This is a genomic window from Escherichia albertii NBRC 107761 = DSM 17582, assembly GCF_000759775.1.
Classification (GTDB): domain Bacteria; phylum Pseudomonadota; class Gammaproteobacteria; order Enterobacterales; family Enterobacteriaceae; genus Escherichia; species Escherichia albertii.
This window is the reverse complement of record NZ_BBMY01000024.1, coordinates 12,851-30,152: the sequence shown is the minus strand read 5'-3', so window position 1 is coordinate 30,152 and position 17,302 is coordinate 12,851. Positions and strand designations below refer to the sequence as shown.

General features: G+C 52.3%; 21 protein-coding genes and 1 tRNA gene. 14 read left to right on the top strand and 8 right to left on the bottom strand.

Annotated features, from left to right (window positions below; genetic code table 11):
• Positions 1-39: 39 nt before the first annotated feature.
• The 9 genes from EA14781_RS06815 to EA14781_RS06775 all read left to right on the top strand — a co-directional run bounded on the left by EA14781_RS06815 (position 40) and on the right by EA14781_RS06775 (position 4,715).
• A complete protein-coding gene (locus EA14781_RS06815) occupies positions 40-861 on the top strand; it encodes a DUF932 domain-containing protein (protein WP_001234565.1) in 822 nt (273 codons plus the stop codon).
• Positions 862-915: 54 nt separating this feature from the next.
• Positions 916-1,401 (top strand): antirestriction protein, encoded by a 486-nt coding sequence (locus EA14781_RS06810; RefSeq protein ID WP_000849561.1) that lies wholly within the window; start codon positions 916-918, stop codon positions 1,399-1,401.
• 15 nt (positions 1,402-1,416) lie between these two features.
• Positions 1,417-1,893 carry a JAB domain-containing protein gene (locus EA14781_RS06805; protein WP_001186774.1) on the top strand — a complete coding sequence of 159 codons (477 nt, stop codon included), beginning with the start codon at positions 1,417-1,419 and terminating at the stop codon, positions 1,891-1,893.
• 68 nt (positions 1,894-1,961) lie between these two features.
• Positions 1,962-2,183, top strand: coding sequence for a DUF987 domain-containing protein (locus EA14781_RS06800; protein WP_000692339.1), 222 nt, complete (start codon positions 1,962-1,964; stop codon positions 2,181-2,183).
• A 79-nt stretch (positions 2,184-2,262) separates the two neighbouring features.
• Positions 2,263-2,616 carry a type IV toxin-antitoxin system YeeU family antitoxin gene (locus EA14781_RS06795; protein ID WP_001285570.1) on the top strand — a complete coding sequence of 118 codons (354 nt, stop codon included), beginning with the start codon at positions 2,263-2,265 and terminating at the stop codon, positions 2,614-2,616.
• Positions 2,617-2,705: 89 nt separating this feature from the next.
• Positions 2,706-3,083, top strand: coding sequence for a TA system toxin CbtA family protein (locus EA14781_RS06790; protein ID WP_000854774.1), 378 nt, complete (start codon positions 2,706-2,708; stop codon positions 3,081-3,083).
• Positions 3,080-3,568, top strand: coding sequence for a DUF5983 family protein (locus tag EA14781_RS06785; protein ID WP_000761723.1), 489 nt, complete (start codon positions 3,080-3,082; stop codon positions 3,566-3,568). Before EA14781_RS06790 ends, EA14781_RS06785 begins: the two co-directional genes overlap by 4 nt.
• Positions 3,569-3,587: 19 nt before the next feature.
• Positions 3,588-3,785 (top strand): DUF957 domain-containing protein, encoded by a 198-nt coding sequence (locus tag EA14781_RS06780; RefSeq protein WP_000772026.1) that lies wholly within the window; start codon positions 3,588-3,590, stop codon positions 3,783-3,785.
• 84 nt (positions 3,786-3,869) lie between these two features.
• Positions 3,870-4,715, top strand: a complete 846-nt coding sequence (locus tag EA14781_RS06775; RefSeq protein WP_001274556.1) for a DUF4942 domain-containing protein — start codon at positions 3,870-3,872, stop codon at positions 4,713-4,715.
• 99 nt (positions 4,716-4,814) lie between these two features.
• Here EA14781_RS06775 and EA14781_RS06770 read toward each other — a convergent pair.
• Positions 4,815-4,890 (bottom strand) — tRNA-Ile (locus tag EA14781_RS06770).
• Positions 4,891-5,015: 125 nt separating this feature from the next.
• Between EA14781_RS06770 and mug the strand changes: the two genes are divergently transcribed.
• Positions 5,016-5,522 (top strand): G/U mismatch-specific DNA glycosylase, encoded by a 507-nt coding sequence (gene mug / locus EA14781_RS06765; RefSeq protein WP_000245811.1) that lies wholly within the window; start codon positions 5,016-5,018, stop codon positions 5,520-5,522.
• Between the two features lie 79 nt (positions 5,523-5,601).
• Here mug and rpoD read toward each other — a convergent pair whose 3' ends face one another.
• The 3 genes from rpoD to rpsU form a co-directional block, all read right to left on the bottom strand.
• On the bottom strand, positions 5,602-7,443 hold the full coding sequence (gene rpoD, locus EA14781_RS06760; protein ID WP_000437385.1) for an RNA polymerase sigma factor RpoD: 1,842 nt from the start codon (positions 7,441-7,443) through the stop codon (positions 5,602-5,604).
• Between the two features lie 194 nt (positions 7,444-7,637).
• Positions 7,638-9,383 (bottom strand): DNA primase, encoded by a 1,746-nt coding sequence (gene dnaG / locus EA14781_RS06755; RefSeq protein WP_000918856.1) that lies wholly within the window; start codon positions 9,381-9,383, stop codon positions 7,638-7,640.
• Between the two features lie 110 nt (positions 9,384-9,493).
• Positions 9,494-9,709, bottom strand: a complete 216-nt coding sequence (rpsU, locus tag EA14781_RS06750; protein ID WP_001144069.1) for a 30S ribosomal protein S21 — start codon at positions 9,707-9,709, stop codon at positions 9,494-9,496.
• Positions 9,710-9,946: 237 nt separating this feature from the next.
• On the opposite strand from rpsU, the gene tsaD reads away from it, so the two are divergent.
• Positions 9,947-10,960, top strand: a complete 1,014-nt coding sequence (tsaD, locus tag EA14781_RS06745; RefSeq protein ID WP_001264378.1) for a tRNA (adenosine(37)-N6)-threonylcarbamoyltransferase complex transferase subunit TsaD — start codon at positions 9,947-9,949, stop codon at positions 10,958-10,960.
• 42 nt (positions 10,961-11,002) lie between these two features.
• Here tsaD and ttdT read toward each other — a convergent pair whose 3' ends face one another.
• Genes ttdT through ttdA form a run of 3 tightly spaced genes read right to left on the bottom strand, consistent with a single transcriptional unit; the run spans position 11,003 to position 14,024 of the window.
• The gene (ttdT, locus tag EA14781_RS06740) at positions 11,003-12,466 is read right to left on the bottom strand and encodes an L-tartrate/succinate antiporter (protein ID WP_000842806.1); all 1,464 of its coding nucleotides are present in this window, start codon (positions 12,464-12,466) and stop codon (positions 11,003-11,005) included.
• A gap of 47 nt (positions 12,467-12,513) precedes the next feature.
• Positions 12,514-13,119, bottom strand: a complete 606-nt coding sequence (gene ttdB, locus EA14781_RS06735; RefSeq protein WP_000722970.1) for a L(+)-tartrate dehydratase subunit beta — start codon at positions 13,117-13,119, stop codon at positions 12,514-12,516.
• The gene (gene ttdA / locus EA14781_RS06730) at positions 13,116-14,024 is read right to left on the bottom strand and encodes a L(+)-tartrate dehydratase subunit alpha (protein WP_001287667.1); all 909 of its coding nucleotides are present in this window, start codon (positions 14,022-14,024) and stop codon (positions 13,116-13,118) included. Before ttdA ends, ttdB begins: the two co-directional genes overlap by 4 nt.
• 206 nt (positions 14,025-14,230) lie before the next feature.
• Between ttdA and ttdR the strand changes: the two genes are divergently transcribed.
• Positions 14,231-15,163, top strand: coding sequence for an L-tartrate utilization transcriptional activator TtdR (gene ttdR, locus EA14781_RS06725; protein WP_002461177.1), 933 nt, complete (start codon positions 14,231-14,233; stop codon positions 15,161-15,163).
• Between the two features lie 12 nt (positions 15,164-15,175).
• Here the strand turns inward: ttdR and plsY are convergent, their stop codons facing one another.
• Positions 15,176-15,793: a glycerol-3-phosphate 1-O-acyltransferase PlsY gene (plsY, locus tag EA14781_RS06720; RefSeq protein ID WP_001272802.1), complete on the bottom strand. Its 618-nt coding sequence runs from the start codon at positions 15,791-15,793 to the stop codon at positions 15,176-15,178.
• Positions 15,794-15,897: 104 nt separating this feature from the next.
• Between plsY and folB the strand changes: the two genes are divergently transcribed.
• Both folB and bacA read left to right on the top strand, forming a co-directional pair.
• Positions 15,898-16,266 (top strand): bifunctional dihydroneopterin aldolase/7,8-dihydroneopterin epimerase, encoded by a 369-nt coding sequence (folB, locus tag EA14781_RS06715; RefSeq protein WP_002461178.1) that lies wholly within the window; start codon positions 15,898-15,900, stop codon positions 16,264-16,266.
• A 90-nt stretch (positions 16,267-16,356) separates the two neighbouring features.
• Positions 16,357-17,178 (top strand): undecaprenyl-diphosphate phosphatase, encoded by an 822-nt coding sequence (gene bacA, locus EA14781_RS06710; protein WP_024164710.1) that lies wholly within the window; start codon positions 16,357-16,359, stop codon positions 17,176-17,178.
• The last annotated feature ends 124 nt before the right edge of the window (positions 17,179-17,302 follow it).

The window sequence follows — 17,302 nt, the reverse complement described above, 5'->3', positions numbered from 1 at the left end:
TTACACCAGTAAATCTTAACCACCGATAAGGAGCAAAGTATGCGATTAGCCAGTCGTTTTGGTTATGCTGCAAACCAGATACGCCGTGACCGTCCGCTGACACATGAAGAGCTGATGCACCATGTGCCGGGGATTTTCGGGGAAGATAAACACACGTCCCGAAGCCAGAACTATACGTACATTCCCACCATCACCGTGCTGGAAAGTCTGCAGCGGGAAGGCTTCCAGCCATTCTTCGCCTGCCAGACCCGTGTGCGCGACCCGGGCCGTCGGGGATACACAAAACACATGCTGCGTCTGCGGCGGGCCGGAGAAATAAACGGAGAACATGTCCCTGAAATCATTCTGCTCAACTCTCATGACGGTACCTCCAGCTACCAGATGCTGCCGGGTTACTTCAGGTTCGTCTGCCAGAACGGGTGCGTCTGTGGCCAGTCTCTGGGGGAAGTGCGTGTTCCGCACCGGGGAAATGTAGTGGAGAAAGTTATCGAAGGGGCTTACGAGGTGGTGGGGGTTTTTGACCGGATTGAAGAGAAACGTGATGCCATGCAGTCGCTGGTCCTGCCGCCACCGGCACGCCAGGCGCTGGCACAGGCGGCACTGACTTACCGTTATGGTGACGAACATCAGCCCGTCACCACCGCCGACATTCTGACACCGCGACGCCGGGAGGATTACGGTAAGGACCTGTGGAGTGCTTATCAGACCATCCAGGAGAATATGCTGAAAGGCGGGATTTCCGGTCGCAGTGCCAGAGGAAAACGTATCCATACCCGGGCCATTCACAGTATCGACACCGATATTAAGCTCAACCGCGCATTGTGGGTGATGGCAGAAACGCTGCTGGAGAGCCTGCGCTGATTCAGCCATTACCCTGAAAACCACGCATTTGTCTGTCCTTTAAGGAGCCATTTCATGAAAACCATTTCACATAATTCCACCACGCCTTCTGTTTCCGTGACCACTGCATCAGGGAATAACCAGTCTCAACTGGTTGCCACTCCCGTCCCTGATGAACAGCGCATCAGCTTCTGGCCGCAGCATTTTGGCCTCATTCCACAGTGGGTGACCCTGGAGCCCCGTGTCTTCGGCTGGATGGACCGTCTGTGTGAAGACTACTGCGGTGGTATCTGGAATCTGTACACCCTGAACAACGGTGGCGCATTTATGGCACCCGAACCGGATGACGATGATGACGAAACCTGGATACTGTTCAATGCCATGAACGGTAACCGCGCTGAAATGAGCCCGGAAGCCGCCGGCATTGCTGCCTGTCTGATGACGTACAGTCATCACGCCTGTCGTACAGAGAATTATGCCATGACGGTTCATTATTACCGGCTGCGGGATTATGCCCTGCAGCATCCGGAATGCAGTGCCATTATGCGCATCATCGACTGAATGGAGGCAGGGACAATGCAGCAGCTTTCCTTTCTGCCCGGAGAGATGACGCCCGGTGAGCGCAGCCTCATTCAGCGGGCCCTGAAAACCCTGGACCGTCATCTTCATGAACCCGGCGTGGCCTTCACCTCCACCCGTGCGGCACGGGAATGGCTGATTCTGAACATGGCTGGACTGGAGCGGGAAGAGTTCCGGGTGCTGTATCTGAATAACCAGAATCAGCTGATTGCCGGTGAAACCCTCTTCACCGGCACCATCAACCGCACGGAAGTCCATCCCCGGGAAGTGATTAAACGCGCCCTGTATCACAATGCCGCTGCCGTGGTGCTGGCACACAATCACCCGTCCGGTGAAGTCACACCCAGCAAGGCAGACCGCCTTATCACGGAACGTCTGGTACAGGCACTGGGCCTGGTGGATATCCGGGTGCCGGACCATCTGATAGTCGGTGGCAGCCAGGTTTTCTCCTTTGCGGAACACGGCCTGCTTTAACCCGTCACCATCACAACCACATCACACCTGTTTTCACTTTTATCTTCTGTCTTCAGAGGTATCACACTATGAAAATCATCACCCGTGGTGAAGCCATGCGTATTCACCGTCAGCATCCTGCATCCCGTCTTTTTCCGTTCTGTACCGGTAAGTATCGCTGGCACGGCGGTGCTGAAGAGTATACCGGTCGTGAAGTACAGGATATTCCCGGTGTGCTGGCCGTGTTTGCAGAACACAGTAAGGACAGTTTTGGTCCGTATGTCCGGCTGATGAGCGTCACACTGAACTGAGTCTGGAAGGGCATTCAGATGAGCAGAATTATCGCCACCACCGGAGCATTCTTAACCGATTTTCTGTGAGGACTTTATCGTGTCAGACACACTCCCCGACGACAATCACGACCGCCCCTGGTGGGGGCTGCCCTGCACAGTGACGCCCTGTTTCGGGGCACGTCTGGTGCAGGAGGGTAACCGGTTGCATTACCTTGCAGACCGCGCCGGTATCAGAGGGCGGTTCAGCAATGCAGATGCGTACCACCTGGACCAGGCCTTTCCGCTGCTGATGAAACAACTGGAACTCATGCTCACCAGCGGTGAACTGAATCCCCGCCATCAGCATACCGTCAAGCTGTATGCAAAAGGGCTGACCTGCGAAGCCGACACCCTCGGCAGTTGTGGCTACGTTTATCTGGCTGTTTATCCGATACCCGAAATGAAAAATTAACTCTCCAGAATAGCCTTCTGCTACGGCCTGGTGTTTTCACCACGCCACTTTCCCATTTTTCATCTCTGCATATCAGGAAAATCTTCAATATGAAAACATTACCCGATACACTCGTACGGGAGGCATCGCGCTGCCCGTCTCCCGTCACCATCTGGCAGACTCTGCTCTCCCGACTGCTGGACCAGCATTACGGCCTCACACTGAATGACACACAGTTCGCTGATGAACGTGTGATTGAGCAGCATATTGAGGCAGGCATTTCACTGTGCGATGCGGTGAACTTTCTCGTTGAAAAATACGCACTGGTGCGTACCGACCAGCCGGGATTCAGCGCCTGTACCCGTTCTCAGTTAATAAACAGTATTGATATCCTCCGGGCCCGCCGGGCAACCGGCCTGATGGCCCGCGACAATTACAGAACGGTAAATAACATTACCCTGGGTAAGTATCAGGAGGCGAAACGATGAAACTGGCCCTGACGCTGGAAGCTGACAGCGTTAACGTGCAGGCACTGAACATGGGGCGCATTGTCGTTGACGTCGATGGTGTTAATCTCACTGAACTGATTAATAACGTCGCTGAAAGCGGTTATTCACTCCGTGTGGTGGAGGAATCCGACCAACAGTCAACCTGCACACCTCCGCCATTTGCAACCCTTGCCGGCATACGCTGCAGTACCGCGCATATCACGGCAAAGGACAACGCCTGGTTGTATTCGCTGTCACATCAGACGAATGACACCGGCGAATCAGAATGGATTCATTTCACAGGTAGCGGATATCTGTTACGTACCGGTGCGTGGTCATACCCGGTTCTGCGGCTTAAGCGCCTGGGCCTGTCAAAAACGTTCCGTCGTCTGGTTGTCACACTTACCCGACGTTATGGCGTCAGTCTCATTCATCTGGATGCCAGCGCTGAATGCCTGCCGGGCTTACCCACTTTCGACTGGTAATCAGGACAAAAGACACTGGATGAAATTATTAACCACAGAAACGGCGCTGGATATTCTGATTGCGTGGCTGCAGGACAATATTGACTGCGAATCAGGGATTATCTTCGACAACGATGAGGATAAAACGGATTCGGCAGCACTGTTGCCCTGTATTGAACAGGCCAGGGAAGATATCCGTATCCTGCGCCAACTGCAGTTTCTGCAACAAAAGCGGTGAGTCTCACTCACCATACTTCATTCCACTGACGCCAGCCTGAACAGGGCTGGCGTTTTCATTTATCTGCGAAAAGGAATATCGATTATGTCTGCAATCACAGTCTCCCGTCCGGAAGTGGTCAACGGGCATACGGACGTTATCTGCTCCACCTCAGTCAGCCACATTCTGGCTGTGCGAAAGAGTTCACTGCTGCAAATCGACACACTTATCCGGCAACTGGCTGAAATCTCGGTACTGACAGAAAGTATTGGAGGTAAAACTGCTCTGGACTGGGCCATGAAACAGGATTTTCGCTGTGGCTGCTGGCTCATGGAGAAACCGGAAACCGCAATGAAAGCCATCACCCGCAATCTTGACCGCGAAATCTGGCGTGACCTGATGCAACGTTCCGGGATGCTGTCATTAATGGATGCGCAGGCCCGTGATACATGGTACCGATCACTGGAGTACGATAATTTTCCGGAAATCAGTGAAGCGAACATTTGGAGCACATTTGAGCAACTGCACCAGAATAAGGATGAAGTGTTTGAGCGAGGAGTGATCAACGTCTTCAGAGGGCTGAGCTGGAATTACAAAACCAACTCCCCCTGTAAATTTGGCAGAAAAATTATCGTCAACAACCTGGTGAGGTGGGACAGATGGGGATTGCATCTTATCACCGGGCAACAGGCAGATCGACTCGCCGACCTGGAAAGAATGCTACACCTGTTCAGCGGCAAACCGATCCCCGACAGCCGGGAAAATATCATCATTCGGCTGGATGATCACATCCGCTCCGTTCAGGGTAAAGAGGACTATGAAGATGAGATGTTCAGCATCAGATACTTTAAGAAGGGCTCCGCACACATCACGTTCAGAAAACCGGAACTGGTTGATCGGCTAAATGACATCATTGCGAAGCATTATCCGGGGCAACTATCAGCCATCTGAATCAGATGGAGAAAAAGCTTACCTGACCCATTACCTGACCCAATTCAAAGGCAAAAGAAAAAGGGTTAGCTGATTTATTAGCTAACCCTTTGTTGTATATGGTAGCCCCTGTTGGGTTTGAACCAACGACCAAGCGATTATGAGTCGCCTGCTCTAACCACTGAGCTAAGGGGCCATGGTAGCGGATTATAAAGTAACTCTGTGTCGTGATCCAGCCATTACCGTGCGGCTGCTGTTTTTATAAACAATGTGTTTTCAATTCGTTATACTTTTCCCCGGTTGTGTTGTTTAGGGGTTTATATGGTTAACGATATTCTTGCGCCGGAGTTGCGTGTAGTGTTTTGCGGTATCAATCCGGGGCTTTCTACTGCAGAGTTTGGTTTTCCGTTCGCCCATCCGGCAAACCGCTTCTGGAAGGTTATTTATCAGGCCGGATTTACTGACCGGCAACTGAAGCCGCAGGAGGCGCAGCATCTGCTGGATTATCGCTGTGGCGCTACCAGACTGGTTGACAGACCAACGGTGCAGGCCAGTGAAGTCTCAAGGCAGGAACTGTATGCAGGCGGGCGCAGGTTGATTGAAAAAATTGAGAATTTTCAGCCGCAGGCGCTGGCGATTCTGGGTAAACAGGCGTTTGAGCAAGGATTCCGCCAGCGAGGCGTGCAGTGGGGAAAGCAAACTCTCGTCATTGGTTCGACGCAGATTTGGGTGTTGCCGAATCCCAGCGGTTTAAACCGCATTTCACTGGAGAAACTGGTGGAGGCTTATCGGGAGTTGAATGAGGCGCTGGTAGTGCGTGGGCAATAAAAAACGCCACCGGAAAGATGGCGTTTGAGTATAGCGACGAGCACCGGATGCGGCGTGAACGCCTTATCCGGTCTACAGATTAGTCGTCCAGGAAGCTACGCAGTACTTCAGAACGGCTCGGGTGGCGCAGTTTACGCAGTGCCTTCGCTTCAATCTGACGGATACGTTCACGCGTAACGTCGAACTGTTTACCCACTTCTTCCAGCGTGTGGTCGGTGTTCATATCGATACCGAAACGCATACGCAGAACTTTCGCTTCACGCGCGGTCAGGCCAGCCAGCACGTCGTGCGTTGCCGCACGCAGGCTTTCAGTGGTCGCAGAATCCAGCGGCAGCTCGAGGGTGGTATCCTCGATAAAATCCCCCAGATGCGAATCTTCATCGTCACCGATCGGGGTTTCCATAGAGATTGGCTCTTTGGCGATCTTCAGTACTTTGCGGATCTTATCTTCCGGCATCAGCATACGTTCAGCCAGTTCTTCCGGCGTCGGTTCGCGACCCATCTCTTGCAGCATCTGGCGAGAAATACGGTTGAGTTTGTTGATGGTCTCAATCATATGCACCGGAATACGAATGGTGCGCGCCTGATCCGCGATAGAACGGGTGATCGCCTGACGGATCCACCAGGTTGCGTAGGTGGAGAACTTGTAGCCACGGCGATATTCGAATTTATCTACCGCTTTCATCAGACCGATGTTGCCTTCCTGAATCAGATCGAGGAACTGCAGACCACGGTTGGTGTATTTCTTGGCGATAGAAATAACCAGACGCAGGTTCGCTTCGACCATCTCTTTCTTCGCGCGGCGGGCTTTTGCTTCACCGATGGACATACGACGGTTGATATCTTTAACCTGCTCAATGGTCAGGCCGGTTTCTTCTTCAATCTGCTGCAGTTTCTGCAGGGCGCGATGCACCTCTTCAGAAACATCATGCAGTTTTTCCGACCACGGCTTGTTCATCGCAATTGCCGCGTTGAACCAGGTATCGCTGGTTTCGTTGCCGGTAAACAGGGTGATGAAGTTTTTCTTCGGCATTTTGCACTGCTCAACGCAGAGCTTCATGATCAGGCGTTCTTGCGTACGAACGCGGTCCATCATGACGCGCATGCTGTTGACCAGATAGTCGAACTGCTTCGGCACCAGGCGGAACTGTTTGAACACTTCAGACAGTTTCAGGATCTCTTCCTGGGCGGCGGCGTGGCTGCGGCCTTTTTCTTTGATAGTGTCACGCGTTACAACATACTGAGCGCGCAGTTCAGCAAATTTTTCGCGAGCCAGTTCCGGGTCGATGCTGTTGTCATCGTCGGCGGCGTCATCGTCGCCATCTTCTTCGTCTTCATCTTCGTCATCGTCCAGATCTTCCTGGGAAAGCTCTGAACCGACGTGAGTGGCGGTCGGCGCCAGCTCTTCTTCTGCGTTCGGGTCAACAAAGCCGGTGATCAGATCGGACAGGCGTGCTTCTTCTGCTTCAACACGATCGTACTGTTCGAGTAGATAGGTGATCGCTTCTGGATATTCAGCAACAGAGCATTGAACCTGGTTGATCCCGTCTTCAATGCGTTTAGCGATGTCAATTTCGCCTTCACGGGTCAACAATTCAACGGTGCCCATTTCACGCATGTACATGCGTACCGGGTCAGTCGTGCGCCCGATTTCAGATTCCACGCTGGAAAGCACCTGCGCGGCGGCTTCGGCAGCATCTTCGTCCGCGGTGTTTTCAGCCAGCATCAGATCATCGGCATCCGGTGCTTCTTCCATCACCTGAATGCCCATGTCGTTGATCATTTGGATGATGTCTTCGATTTGATCTGAATCGACGATATCTTCCGGCAGATGGTCATTGACCTCGGCATAGGTCAGATAGCCTTGCTCCTTACCACGGGTGACAAGAAGTTTCAGCTGTGACTGCGGGTTTTGCTCCATAAGACGGTATCCACACTTATTTCATGAGGTTGGTGTTGGGCGACTGACCGGATGTCATTCAGACGTTAACGCTGAAATTCAACGGTTGTTTATCGCCAACGATAATTACGAGGGCGTACTTATATCATTGCCGCTGCCTCTCAGTGCGGCTGTCGGGGGCTTCCCGAGCGCTATTCGGCACTTAAGCCGTTAAATCACTTTTTCGCCAGCTCCTGGTTTAATGTCCAGAGCTCCAGGCGTTCTTCGTTGCTTAAACCATGCGTGCGCTCACGAGCGATTAACTCTTCCTGGCGCAATTCAAGCAACGAATCAAACATATGGTTGAGTGAGTCGGTGAAGGTTTGCTCAGCAATATTCTTATCTGCTATATCGTCCCACATCGACAGTTTTTCAAGGGTGGCCGCATTATTTGTACCACGATAGTGCTCTAAAAGTTGCCCGGTGGTCAGACCTGGCTGGGAGAGACAAGTGTTGACCAGTTCTCTGAATAAGCCAAGTCCGGGAAGCTTATTTTGATCCAGATTTTTAAGCGGCGGTACCAACGTCGCTAGTTCTGGATTTTGCACCAGTAACCCAATAAGTATACGCATGGTCGTGCGTTTTAGCTGCGGTACAGGACGAGAAACGACGCTCTCCGCTGCTTTTGGCATTAATCGTTCAAGCTGGCTGTCATCAAGTATGCCTAACTTGTTGCCTAATTCCTGACGAAGATAGATGCGCAATGTTTCTCCTGGCACCTGAGAAATCAGCGGCAACGCCAACGTACTTAAACGTGCGCGCCCGTCAGGGGTACTCAGATCAACCTGCGGCATCAGGCTGTTAAACAGAAACGCGGAGAGCGGCATTGCCTGCTCCATTCGCGCTTCAAACGCCTCTTTACCTTCTTTGCGCACCAGTGTGTCAGGATCTTCGCCATCCGGTAAAAACATAAAGCGCAACTGACGGCCATCTGTCATATAAGGCAGCGCGGTTTCCAGCGCTCGCCAGGCGGCATCGCGACCAGCCCGGTCGCCGTCATAGCAACAAATGACATTGTTGGTCGCGCGGAACAACAACTGAATGTGATCGGCGGTGGTTGAAGTGCCTAATGACGCTACAGCGTAATTAATACCGTATTGCGCCAGCGCTACCACATCCATATAGCCTTCGACCACAAGCAGACGATTGGGTTCAGCGTTATCCTGCTGTGCTTCATAAAGACCGTAAAGCTGGCGGCCTTTATGGAAAATATCGGTTTCAGGCGAGTTCAGATATTTTGGCGTATCGTTGCCCAGAACGCGCCCGCCAAAACCAATCACCCGACCACGCTTATCGCGAATGGGGAACATTACCCGCTCGCGAAAACGATCGTAACTGCGGCCCTGATCGTTGGTTACCAACATGCCTGCATTAATCAATGACTGGCGATTTTCTGGATTGCCGCCAAACCGTTTCAGGACGTTGTCCCAACCGGGGGGGGCAAAACCAATCGCAAAGCGGGCGATCACTTCATCGCTTAATCCGCGTTTTTCCAGATACTGGCGCGCAGATGTTGCAACAGGTTGCTGTAACGATTGTTGGTAAAACGTATTCAGACCGTCCATCAACTGATAAAGAGTTTGTCGTTGATGGCGTTCTATCTGGCTGGGACCGCTGCCTGCTTCAAAAGGCACTTCAAGATTGTGCATTGCCGCCAGCTCTTCGACCGTTTCGACGAACTCAAGCTTGTCGTAGTTCATCAGGAAGTCGATCGCGTTGCCGTGCGCGCCACATCCAAAGCAGTGGTAAAACTGTTTTTCACCGTTAACGGTGAATGAAGGGGTTTTTTCGTTGTGGAATGGACAACACGCGTGATAATTCTTGCCCTGCTTTTTCAGCTTTACACGGGCATCGATCAGATCGACGATGTCAGTGCGTGCCAGCAGATCATTAATGAATACGCGTGGGATTCGTCCAGCCATAGGCCCCGATTTCTAGCAATTCATAAACGAAAATAAGCCGCGCATTCCTTTCGGAAGCACGGCCTTACAACTACAACTCGGTCTGATCGGAGAGCAACGCTCTCGGGGAATTAGTACAGACGAGTACGGCGTGCGTTTTCGCGAGCCAGTTTCTTCGCGTGACGTTTCACTGCAGAAGCTTTAGCGCGCTTACGTTCGGTAGTCGGTTTTTCATAGAATTCACGACGACGAACTTCCGCCAGAACACCTGCTTTTTCGCAGGAACGCTTGAAGCGACGCAGAGCTACGTCGAACGGCTCGTTTTCACGTACTTTAATTACCGGCATGTGCCTCTCACCTTTGATTAATTCGGTTTGCCGCTGGCATCAACGCCAGCTTATTTCAAAATGGTGCGGAATTTTACTGCAATTGCTGCTGCTTTGTAAAGCACCGCGGCCGCTTTTGAAAGGGACTTTTATAAGGGTGAGGAGTATACACGAGGCTTTCTCCGGGGGCGAACAAAGTTTTACATCAACCCGCATTGGTCCTACACTGCGCGGTAATAAAGCGAGGTAAAACAAGTCATGCGTGTACTGGGTATTGAAACTTCCTGCGATGAAACCGGCATCGCCATTTACGACGATGAAAAAGGTTTGTTAGCCAACCAATTGTATAGTCAGGTGAAATTGCACGCTGACTACGGCGGCGTAGTGCCTGAACTGGCCTCCCGCGATCACGTGCGTAAAACCGTACCGCTGATTCAGGAGGCGCTGAAGGAGTCTGGTTTAACGGCAAAAGACATTGATGCTGTGGCCTATACCGCAGGCCCTGGATTAGTCGGCGCGTTGCTGGTTGGCGCAACGGTGGGACGTTCACTGGCGTTTGCCTGGGACGTTCCGGCGATCCCGGTACATCATATGGAAGGGCATCTGTTAGCGCCGATGCTGGAAGATAATCCGCCAGAGTTCCCGTTTGTCGCGCTGCTGGTTTCCGGCGGTCATACGCAGTTAATTAGTGTGACCGGCATTGGCCAGTATGAGCTGCTCGGTGAGTCCATTGATGATGCTGCCGGGGAAGCGTTTGATAAAACCGCGAAGCTGCTGGGGCTGGATTATCCAGGTGGGCCGCTGCTGTCGAAAATGGCGGCTCAGGGCACCGCCGGGCGTTTTGTTTTCCCGCGCCCGATGACCGATCGCCCGGGGCTGGATTTCAGCTTCTCTGGTCTGAAAACTTTTGCCGCGAACACCATTCGTGACAACGGTACCGACGACCAGACGAGAGCCGATATTGCTCGCGCCTTTGAAGATGCGGTGGTCGATACGCTGATGATTAAATGCAAGCGAGCGCTGGATCAGACGGGCTTCAGGCGTCTGGTCATGGCGGGCGGCGTGAGTGCTAACCGTACGCTGCGGGCGAAACTGGCGGAAATGATGAAAAAGCGTCGCGGCGAAGTGTTCTACGCACGCCCGGAGTTTTGTACTGATAACGGTGCGATGATCGCCTATGCCGGAATGGTGCGGTTTAAAGCTGGCGCGACGGCGGATCTCGGCGTCAGCGTGCGTCCGCGCTGGCCGCTGGCAGAGTTACCGGCTGCGTAAAACTATCCGGTGCCGGAGAGTCACTTCCGGCACCGTCCTCACTTAAAGCAACACCACGGGCATCCACAGTAAGCCGGTAATCACCAGCAACACGAGGAATATCAGCCCAAAAATCGCCCCCAGTCGCCAGTAATCTGCTGTTGGCAGATAACCACTACCGTAATAAATCGGGCTGGGGCCGGTGGCATATGGTGTAAGAATACTTCCCAGACCAATTGCCGCGCCAACCATCAGGCAGAACACCGGCAGTGGGATTTCCGGCATCGCCAGCGCGGCGGCAATCATCATCGGCGCGAGGGCAGAGGTATACGCCGTAGCGCTGGCAAAAAAGTAGCGCAGTAGATAAAACACCACAATTAACGCCACCATCACCATTATTGGCGAATAGCTGCTTAAGCTGCCTGCTAACAGCTTGCCAAACCAGCTAATAAAACCCGTGTTGTTGAGTCCGGTGGCGAGGGTGATAAGCGAGGCCAGCCAGAAGAAGACGTTCCACGCGGCTTTGTTACTGACAATGTCGTCCCAGCAGATAATGCGCAGGAGCAGCATCAGTGCCACCACGCTGTAACCGACCATCGCGGCATCGATATAATCACCGCCGAAAATCCACAGCACCAGTGCGCTGACCATCAACAGCAGCATCCGTTTTTCACGCGAACAGAGTGGGCCCATCGCTTGCAGTTCCGTCTCTGCCCAGCGCGGCACCTGATCGCCTGACTTCAGCACCGGCGGATACAGCACGTAAGCCAGCCTGGGAACCAACAGAACCAGTAAAATACTGAGCGGCAACATGCCGAGGAACCAGTCGCCCCAGCTAAGTGTGGCATGAGAAGCACTTTTCATCAGGCCAATCAGCAACAGGTTAGGAGCCATCGCCGTCAGGAAAATGGCGCTGGTCACGCAGTCGGCAACAATCCCCATCCACATAATGTAAGACCCAATACTGCGCGAGCTGCTGTCATTCGGTTGTGATTGATAGAGCGGCGGCAGGTTACGGATGATGGGATAGATAATCCCTGCGCCACGCGCCGAGTTGGACGGTGTTACAGGCGCCAGGATCAGCTCGGAGAACATCACCGCATAGCCGAGAAACAGCGTACGATGCCCCATTTTTTTTACCAGAATCAGTGCGATACGTCGCCCCAGCCCGGTTTTTTCATAGCCGGTGCCAAACATAAAGGCGGCGAAAATCAGCCAGATAACCGAATTAGAAAAACCGGAAACCGCCCAGGAGAGGGATTTGGCGGTGAATTTAAAGCCTGGCTGGGCGAGTTGCTCCGGGCTGAATAGCAGCCACGGCGAAAGAATGGCGATGATGGAGATACCCACCATCGCCACCACGGCACCCGGTACGGGTTCGAGGATCAGTCCAACGATCACACCTGTAAAAACGGCGAAGTAGAGCCAGGTATGGCTCTCTAGCCCTGCGGGAACCGGAAGTAGAGCAATAATGGCGATGACGGCCAGCGGCGCGAGATATCGCCACCATTCAGTGGAAGATTTCATCGTGTTATGCCTGCGAAAACGGAGAGGGGCGAGCCTCTCCGTGAAGGTTATTTGATGTAATGGACGTGCTCGCAGATCTCTTCCACGATAGGATCGCGGCGTTCGGCGAACAGTTTTTTGTTCTCGGCTATCAGGTTGTTGCCGTGGGTATCAATAGAGACAATCAGCGGACCGAACTCTTTGACCCGGCATACCCACAACGACTCCGGCATCCCGAGTTCTGTCCAGTGCACCTCTTCAATCTCTTCCACCTGAGTTGCCGCCAGAACCGCGCAACCTGCCGGGAAAATTACATGCAGTGCCTTAAATTTCTGGCAACCTTCTTCGGTCAGCGGCCCCATTCCGCCTTTGCCGACTACCAGTTTTACGCCAGTCTGTTCGATAAATTCACGTTCAAAACTTTCCATCCGCATACTGGTCGTCGGGCCAACAGACACCATCTCCCATTTATCGCCGTTTTTACGCACGATAGGGCCAGCGTGGAAAATCGCCTTGCCGTTGAGATCGTAAGGGAGCGGACGTTTAAGTTCGATCAAACGGCGATGGCAAACGTCGCGGCAGGTCACCAGCGTACCGGTCAGGTAGATCACATCGCCGACGCGAATATCTTGCAGATCTTCAGCGTTGAGCGGGGTTGTCAGGATCTTTTTCATAACGCGCTCCGGGTGTGAGACAGATTTTCAAAGGTGAGATCGGCATGAACCCGCAGCGTACCGCGGCGATGTGCCCAGCAACCTGTAGAAACAGCAACACCGATGGTTGATGGATGGCGAGCGGCAGATTCGATATGAACACCCATTACTGAACTGTTGCCTGTCAGCCCTTGTGGACCAATCCCCAGACGGTTGAGTCCTTCTTCGAGGCGTAGCTCCAGCTCTGCGGCTTTCGGGTTGGGATGTCGGCTGCCAATCGGGCGCAAAATGGCTTTACGCGAGAGAACGGCGGCGGTTTCCACCGAGGTGGCGATGCCCACGCCCACCAGTACCGGCGGACAGGCGTTTACCGCGAGAGTAGAAATATTTTCAAAGACGAATTTCACTACCCCTTCGTAGCCTTCCGATGGCATTAACACTTTCGAGCGGCCTGGTAATGTGCAGCCGCCGCCTGCCATGTAAACTTCAATTTCCGCATCGTCACCGTCGGGAATGACGTCCCAGGTTACCCACGGTACGCCGCTGCCGGTATTTTTGCCGGTATTCACTTCGTCAAAAATTTCTACTGCGTTGTGGCGTAGCGGGGCTTTGACAGTTGCATCTTCCACGGCTTGCTTAAGAATACTTTGCAGCTCGCCAAGCAACGGGAAGCGAGAACCGACTTTAACGAAAAACATGATTTCCCCGGTGTCCTGACAAGCAGGGCGATTGAGGTCGATCGCTTTTTGCATGTTGTCGAACATCGTGTGGTAGATAATTTTTCCCATTGCCGACGCCTCGGCATCCCGTAGCTGTTTTAATTTATCCACTACGTCGTCGGGCATACGAGTGGAAATCATTGCAGTAAAGTTAGCGACAATATCTGTCAGCTTATTTACTGCCTGTTGTTTATTACATTCGCTCATAGCAACTCCAGTTTTTGTATTTGTCTGGAAAAATTCACTACCACAAACTACCACTAAAAGTGTGGTTTTATATTTTTTGCTACCGTGAATATGTAATTAACAGTTCGTGAATCAGCGCGAAAATAAAGATGAATATTGCGCCAGAGCAGAGAATAGAAATGCCTGGCGAAATACACTTCGCTTATCAAAACTGCGGACAATGAATGATGCTGAATACATGGCCTCTGGCTAAGGATTTGCAGGTACTGGTAGAAATCGTCCATTGCGGCAGTTTTAGTGCCGCCGCCGCTGCGCTTGGGCAGACGCCTGCTTTTGTCACTAAACGGATCCAAATCCTTGAAAACACGCTGGCAACGACGCTACTTAATCGCTCTGCCCGCGGTGTGGCGCTAACCGAAAGCGGTCAACGTTGCTATGAACATGCGTTAGAAATCCTCACGCAATATCAGCGGCTGGTCGATGACGTCACACAAATCAAAACGCGTCCAGAAGGAATGATTCGTATTGGTTGCAGTTTTGGTTTTGGTCGCAGTTATATTGCACCAGCCATTACCGAATTGATGCGCAATTACCCCGAGTTGCAGGTGCATTTTGAATTGTTCGATCGGCAAATTGATTTAGTGCAGGATAATATTGATCTGGATATTCGGATTAACGATGAAATTCCTGATTATTATATAGCACATCTGTTAACGAAAAATAAAAGAATATTATGTGCAGCGCCTGAGTATCTGCAAAAATATCCCCTGCCGCAATCATTACAGGAATTAAGCCGTCATGACTGCCTGGTGACTAAAGAGCGTGATATGACTCACGGAATATGGGAGTTGGGGAACGGACAGGAGAAAAAGTCGGTGAAGGTGAGTGGGCATCTTTCCTCCAATAGCGGTGAGATTGTGTTGCAATGGGCGCTGGAGGGCAAAGGAATTATGTTGCGTTCCGAGTGGGATGTGCAGCCGTTTCTGGCAAGCGGTAAGCTGGTTCGGGTGTTACCGGAATATGCGCAAAGTGCTAATATTTGGGCGGTCTATCGGGAACCGCTTTATCGCAGTATGAAATTACGTGTCTGCGTGGAGTTTCTGGCGGCGTGGTGCCAACAGCGTCTGGGTAAACCCAATGAGGGGTATCAGGTTTTGTAGGGCCGCCAGAAATCACTCGGGATCTTTTTCACGCTTTCTTTTGAATTTCGTCCAGATTTTCGTCTCCTGACGACGCCACAAACGCTGGATGTTGTCATGATGACGTAACAGAATCAGGCAAGAGAGCATCGAGACCGGGAAAGTGAATTGGGGCTTAAACCACCACACGTAAAAAGGCGCAATTAGCGCGCTGACAATCGCCCCCAGCGACGAATATCCGCTTAATAGCACGGTAAGTAGCCAGGTTCCCGCCATTACTCCTGTTAGATCCCAGCCAATTGGGGCGATAGCGCCAAATGCGGTGGCTACGCCTTTTCCTCCTTTGAAACCGAAGAAGATCGGCCAGATGTGCCCCAGACAGGCGGCAATGGCAATCAGGCCGAGCCAGAAGGGGCTGACGCCTAATGCATATGCGCCCCAGACGGGCAACATTCCTTTCAGAACGTCGAAAACCAGTACTGCTACGGCTGCTCCCTTGCCACCGATACGTAACACATTGGTTGCGCCAGGATTACCGGAGCCGCTGGTTCGCGGATCGGGCAGCCCACACAGGCGGCAAACCAGGATGGCACTGGAAATAGAGCCGCAGAGGTACGCGATGAGGATCATTCCAGGCGCGATTGCACTCATAAGCTGTTCCGTTTTGAAAATTCGTGTTCAACGATGAATCTGTGGATAATACGCACATTTCGCCGGAAGTGGTATCCGGTTAGCCAAAAAGCAGGCAGGACGTGATGGATATTGTATTTATAGAGCAACTTTCGGTAATCACCACTATTGGTGTTTACGACTGGGAACAGACCATCGAACAGAAGCTGGTGTTCGATATCGAAATGGCGTGGGATAACCGCAAAGCGGCGAAAAGCGATGATGTGGTGGATTGCCTCAGCTATGCCGACATCGCAGAAACGGTGATCCATCACGTCGAGGGCGCACGTTTTGCACTGGTGGAACGCGTGGCGGAAGAGGTGGCTGAATTGCTGTTGACTCGCTTTAACTCGCCGTGGGTGCGTATCAAACTTAGCAAACCGGGCGCAGTGGCGCGTGCGGCGAATGTTGGCGTCATTATTGAGCGTGGCAATAATCTGAAAGAAAATAATTAATTTTACAGTTATTAAACCAAACGGTTATAACCAGGTCATACTGCTGTCGTTTGGACACGCGGTATATTTTTATAATTTAGGGGTTTATTGATGAGCGATATGCACTCGCTGCTAATAGCGGCAATATTGGGTGTGGTCGAAGGATTGACAGAATTTCTGCCGGTATCCAGCACGGGCCATATGATTATTGTCGGTCATTTGTTGGGATTTGAAGGCGATACGGCGAAAACCTTTGAAGTCGTCATCCAGTTAGGATCGATTCTGGCTGTGGTAGTGATGTTCTGGCGCCGTCTGTTTGGCCTGATTGGCATTCACTTTGGTCGTCCGCTACAGCATGAAGGAGAAAGCAAAGGCCGTCTAACGCTGATCCACATTCTGCTGGGGATGGTTCCGGCGGTAGTGCTGGGACTGTTATTCCACGACACGATTAAGTCATTGTTTAACCCGGTTAATGTCATGTATGCGCTGGTCGTTGGCGGTCTGTTGCTGATTGCCGCCGAATGCCTGAAGCCGAAAGAGCCGCGTGCGCCGGGGCTGGACGATATGACTTATCGCCAGGCGTTTATGATTGGCTGCTTCCAGTGTCTGGCGCTGTGGCCGGGCTTCTCCCGCTCCGGGGCGACCATTTCCGGCGGGATGCTGATGGGCGTGAGCCGTTATGCCGCTTCCGAGTTCTCGTTCCTGCTGGCGGTGCCGATGATGATGGGCGCAACGGCGCTCGATCTCTACAAAAGCTGGGGGTTCCTGACGACTGGCGATATCCCGATGTTTGCCGTTGGGTTTATCACTGCCTTCGTGGTGGCGCTGATTGCGATTAAAACCTTCCTGCAACTGATTAAGCGGATTTCGTTTATCCCGTTTGCCATTTATCGCTTTATTGTGGCAGCAGCGGTGTACGTCGTGTTCTTTTGATGTAAAGAACAGTGTCGGATGCCTGGAATTGTCCACGATTGCGTAGGCCGGATAAGGCGCTCACGCCGCATCCGGCAATCAATGCCTGATGCGATGCTGGCGCGTCTTATCCGACCTACAACCG

What these genes read in the sequence shown, in the direction of transcription:
- EA14781_RS06780 (WP_000772026.1), top strand. Translation starts at nt 3,588, where the DNA reads ATGAAATTATTAACCACAGAAACGGCGCTGGATATTCTGATTGCGTGG.
- rpsU (WP_001144069.1), bottom strand. Translation starts at nt 9,709, where the DNA reads ATGCCGGTAATTAAAGTACGTGAAAACGAGCCGTTCGACGTAGCTCTG.
- dnaG (WP_000918856.1), bottom strand. Translation starts at nt 9,383, where the DNA reads ATGGCTGGACGAATCCCACGCGTATTCATTAATGATCTGCTGGCACGC.
- EA14781_RS06815 (WP_001234565.1), top strand. Translation starts at nt 40, where the DNA reads ATGCGATTAGCCAGTCGTTTTGGTTATGCTGCAAACCAGATACGCCGT.
- EA14781_RS06800 (WP_000692339.1), top strand. Translation starts at nt 1,962, where the DNA reads ATGAAAATCATCACCCGTGGTGAAGCCATGCGTATTCACCGTCAGCAT.
- bacA (WP_024164710.1), top strand. Translation starts at nt 16,357, where the DNA reads ATGAGCGATATGCACTCGCTGCTAATAGCGGCAATATTGGGTGTGGTC.
- ttdB (WP_000722970.1), bottom strand. Translation starts at nt 13,119, where the DNA reads ATGAAAAAGATCCTGACAACCCCGCTCAACGCTGAAGATCTGCAAGAT.
- EA14781_RS06775 (WP_001274556.1), top strand. Translation starts at nt 3,870, where the DNA reads ATGTCTGCAATCACAGTCTCCCGTCCGGAAGTGGTCAACGGGCATACG.
- EA14781_RS06805 (WP_001186774.1), top strand. Translation starts at nt 1,417, where the DNA reads ATGCAGCAGCTTTCCTTTCTGCCCGGAGAGATGACGCCCGGTGAGCGC.
- ttdA (WP_001287667.1), bottom strand. Translation starts at nt 14,024, where the DNA reads ATGAGCGAATGTAATAAACAACAGGCAGTAAATAAGCTGACAGATATT.
- ttdT (WP_000842806.1), bottom strand. Translation starts at nt 12,466, where the DNA reads ATGAAATCTTCCACTGAATGGTGGCGATATCTCGCGCCGCTGGCCGTC.
- EA14781_RS06810 (WP_000849561.1), top strand. Translation starts at nt 916, where the DNA reads ATGAAAACCATTTCACATAATTCCACCACGCCTTCTGTTTCCGTGACC.
- tsaD (WP_001264378.1), top strand. Translation starts at nt 9,947, where the DNA reads ATGCGTGTACTGGGTATTGAAACTTCCTGCGATGAAACCGGCATCGCC.
- rpoD (WP_000437385.1), bottom strand. Translation starts at nt 7,443, where the DNA reads ATGGAGCAAAACCCGCAGTCACAGCTGAAACTTCTTGTCACCCGTGGT.
- EA14781_RS06785 (WP_000761723.1), top strand. Translation starts at nt 3,080, where the DNA reads ATGAAACTGGCCCTGACGCTGGAAGCTGACAGCGTTAACGTGCAGGCA.
- mug (WP_000245811.1), top strand. Translation starts at nt 5,016, where the DNA reads ATGGTTAACGATATTCTTGCGCCGGAGTTGCGTGTAGTGTTTTGCGGT.
- EA14781_RS06790 (WP_000854774.1), top strand. Translation starts at nt 2,706, where the DNA reads ATGAAAACATTACCCGATACACTCGTACGGGAGGCATCGCGCTGCCCG.
- ttdR (WP_002461177.1), top strand. Translation starts at nt 14,231, where the DNA reads ATGCTGAATACATGGCCTCTGGCTAAGGATTTGCAGGTACTGGTAGAA.
- plsY (WP_001272802.1), bottom strand. Translation starts at nt 15,793, where the DNA reads ATGAGTGCAATCGCGCCTGGAATGATCCTCATCGCGTACCTCTGCGGC.
- folB (WP_002461178.1), top strand. Translation starts at nt 15,898, where the DNA reads ATGGATATTGTATTTATAGAGCAACTTTCGGTAATCACCACTATTGGT.